The organism is Hyalangium sp. (assembly GCF_035629615.1).
Taxonomy (GTDB): Bacteria; Myxococcota; Myxococcia; order Myxococcales; family Myxococcaceae; genus Hyalangium.
Genome location: NZ_DASPHO010000065.1, coordinates 1 through 3,360, shown reverse-complemented (window position 1 = coordinate 3,360; position 3,360 = coordinate 1). Strand labels below are relative to the sequence as shown.

Annotated in this window: 3 protein-coding genes and 1 pseudogene; all 4 read right to left on the bottom strand. The window is 61.7% G+C overall.

Features of this window, described 5'->3' with window-relative positions:
• Window positions 1-1,153, bottom strand: a 1,153-nt coding sequence (locus tag VD972_RS02905; protein ID WP_324980378.1) for a HEAT repeat domain-containing protein, incomplete at its 3' end; no start/stop codon positions are given.
• Between the two features lie 52 nt (window positions 1,154-1,205).
• Complete coding sequence (locus tag VD972_RS02900; protein WP_324980375.1) at window positions 1,206-1,922, bottom strand: SMI1/KNR4 family protein; 717 nt, start codon at window positions 1,920-1,922, stop codon at window positions 1,206-1,208.
• Between the two features lie 53 nt (window positions 1,923-1,975).
• Window positions 1,976-2,992, bottom strand: coding sequence for a DUF4150 domain-containing protein (locus tag VD972_RS45385; protein WP_414653972.1), 1,017 nt, complete (start codon window positions 2,990-2,992; stop codon window positions 1,976-1,978).
• Window positions 2,989-3,360, bottom strand: a pseudogene (locus VD972_RS02890) (3-oxoacyl-ACP synthase); the annotation flags it as partial. The gene VD972_RS45385 and the pseudogene VD972_RS02890, both read right to left, overlap by 4 nt.

Sequence of the window (3,360 nt, the reverse complement as noted above, 5' to 3'; positions counted from 1 at the left end):
CGAAGGGGCTGCTGGGATCCGCGAGCTCCTCGACACAGATGCCGAGGGAGAGGGGCTTGCCGCGTCGGAAGCGCCTGGAGCCTGAGAAGCGGGGCTCGTGGCCATCCCACCACTGAGTCCAGGGGGTGGCGTCCATGTTGGCGAGGCGGACCACGCGGCCGGGCTCATCGCCATCGGCACCTTCTTCAAGGGCTCTCGCTGTGACGTAGAGGTTCGCGCCGGTGAGGAGGTTGAGCGCTGCCGCCGCAGCAATGCGGACCTCGAGTGCATCTGAAGAGAGGTGCTCGATGAGGAAGGGGACGGAGGAGGGAATGCCCATGATGCCCACCGCAGCGATGGCCTGAGAGGCCAGCTTTGGGTGTGCACAGAGCTTCTGAAGGAGAGGCAGATCCCGCTCCTCACCGGCCATGGCGAGGAGCCGAGGAAACCCCGAGGGCAGATCGCCACCGGCCTGACAGGCCTGGCGGCAATGCTTCAGCGCGCGGGGGGAGCCCAGGCAGAGTGCGGCGAAGGTCAACGGCTCCCACTCCGAGATGGGGACGTACTGGAGGAGGTTCTCGACGGCGGTGAGCGCGGGGCGGTAGTCGAGCCGAGCCAGGGCCATGACGGCGGCGCTGCGAACCTCGGGCGAGGCATCATCGAGGAGGGGGAGGATCCGCTCCGCGTTGCCCTCGTGGCGGCGTCCCAGGATCCGGGCTGCCGTGGCGCGTACTTCGGCGCGTGCGGAGGCCAGGAGGGAGTTCACCCGCTCGGCGACCCGAAGGTGCTCCGAGAGCACGAGTACTTCCTCCCAGACGTCGAGCAAATCATCAGCGGTCTCCTCCAGGGTGAGGATCGTCTCGCCGAGCCCATCTGCTCCGTCTTGCTCTTGGAACGACGCGACGACGTGGGCCCCGGCCATGACCTGAGCCTCGTCACCGCCGGTCATGGCCTCCCGGGCCAGCTCCAGGGCAACCGTGCCACTGGCGCGCATCGCATCGACATGTGCCTCGATCCGGTGTTCCAGGTCGGCAACATCGGGCCAGTGAACCTGAGGGTCACGGATGTACCGCTCGCGCTGTCCCAGCAGGAACTCAAGCTCCGAGAGGTGCTCCTCCTGGAACTCGAGGAGGAACTCCTGGGCTGAAGGATGGCGGAGCAGGGAGGGAAGCACCTTCACCTCGGAGTGGGTTGTGGGCGAGACGTGTCCAGAGTTGAGGCCCTGTTCACCGGTCTCGAATCAAACCCAAGGTATCCTTGAGAAGTTCGACAAGCTTGCGGAGCTCTTGTTCACTCTGAGAAGCAAGTTCAAAGCTGGGAAGGAACCCGGGGGCTTCATAGCCATGCATGGCCGAGTCTCCTCTCTCATACCCTGGGGACCAGGATCCTGTGAAAGGGACACGCACAAAGCCTAGTTTCTCCGCCAGTTGCGCGAAGATGTTGATGCCTTGGCCTCCAAAGCGGCCACTCCAGGCCTCTGTTGCATACATCGAGGCGCGAAATGGCAACCGGGGCATTCGGAGGGTGAGAAGCGCAGTGCTAGAGAGTGCGTCGAGCAACGATTCGGACTTGACTCGACATGTCGATGGGAAGTCGAGGCTTGGCTCGCCTCGCACAACAGGTGGCTCTCGGTTGAGTTGAGTGCAATCAAGAAACAAGTCTGAGCCCTGAGGGCCTACATCCAACGCCCAAAAAATGAACTCTGGAGGCGGAAGCCATTCTTTAGCGCTGTAATGCTCTAGCACCGTCTCAATGCTGGTGTCCATGTCACCTTGCCAGAGCTCCAAGATGCCCGTGCTTTCCCCCATGAACTCGAGGAAGGCCCGATAAGACGAGGGCAGTGGCCTTTGCAGCAGTCCTTCAAGGCGAACGATCTGTTCGGTGGCGGCCCCACGAATCACAGAGGGAAATTCAGGAGCGTACTGGGCGATGTAGTCGATCAAGGACTTCATGGCGGCAGTGCCAGGAGGCGGGCTGGAGTGGCTGCTCTCGTGGCTCATGAGGCCGACGCACCCTGGGAAGAGTTGGGACAGAGCATTTTTGGGATGTTTCTCCTGCAATTGGCGCAGGACTCAATGGAGTGATTATGGGTACGCTTGGACTTGGGGCCGCCACACCACGCTTCAGTCATTGCAACGGGCTTGCAGCCCTTCTGAGCTGCATGCTGGATCATCTTCTGTGCCGCGCAGTTGCCGGGCTCATTCCCGCCAAACTCTTCCACAGCAACTGGGGTTTTGTTGGTGAGGTTGACAAAGCTGCTCGGAAAAGGGGAGGGCTTGAACCCCGCAGCGCTCGCTACCTGCTCCCAGCCATCCAGCGGCTGAGCTGCGGCTGGATTGGGCTTCGGGCCAGAAACAGCTGAGTAGATATCACGGTGTGGTGGGGGGCCTGGACAGTCTGTAATAAGAATGCCTACCATCTTGCCGCGCTGGTTGCCTGGTTTGGCAACGCTCTTGCCATAGCTTGACTCAATGCCTGCGATGAGCTTGGCCGTCAGCTCCCGGCTCTCTTCTGACTGCTCGATATCAAAAGGCGGGTGACCGGCCATGGGCTGGCCACAGTGGGGGCATGAGGGCTCATCGATGTTGGGATAAGAGCCCATATATCCACCCCCAAGCTGGGGCTGGCCACCCGTATTAGTGGTGTTGCCATTGTGCAGACAGATGTCCATGAAGCGGATGACGCCCTTGCCCTCGAACTTCACGTCGATGCTGGAACTGGCCCATGTCATCTTCCCCTTGGTCTTCGAAGAGACCAACCCACCGCCGGCAGTCCCCGCTTCGTCGCCGCTGCTCGTGCTCAAGTTCGAGTCCTTGAGCGCAATCGGGTTCCCCTTGATGCTGACGGATTGGGTTCCCTTCGCGAGGTCTCCGTCCTGCGCCACGTTCACATAGGGAACTGGCACTGGGCCGCCGGGAGAAGGGGTCTTGCATACATCTGGCACCGGGCAGGTGTTGGTCTGACCGTCCCCTTTATGAACCACCGAGCGGCCATTGGCATAGACCTTGGTCATGCTTCCCCCTCTATCACGCAGGCCCCGACTTGACCTGCGTCAGCACATCCATAGATCAGCACGCGTGCAGCGTCGCCGCGTGCCGTCTCCAACTTTGTAAGGTGGTGCAGTGCGCTGCCGAACTGAAGCGCTCCTGCTGCCGCGCCTACGTCGCCGAGGCACTCGGCCACGAGGCTCACCGTCAGAGGTTCGGGCATCAGTTGTGCGTTGCGCAGGTAGGCGTGGCTGAACTCTTGTGCCCAGAAAGTCTCCCCTGTTTGACACGACAGGAGGTGGTCTACACGCCGGGCCCCCGCCACTGGATGCGTACGAAGTTGGCGGAAGGCATCTGTCAATCCGTCAGCAAGGGTGGCTCTCCGTTGCAGAAA

Excerpts from the sequence above, each read along its gene's own strand:
- VD972_RS45385 (WP_414653972.1), bottom strand. The coding sequence starts at position 2,992 with ATGACCAAGGTCTATGCCAATGGCCGCTCGGTGGTTCATAAAGGGGAC.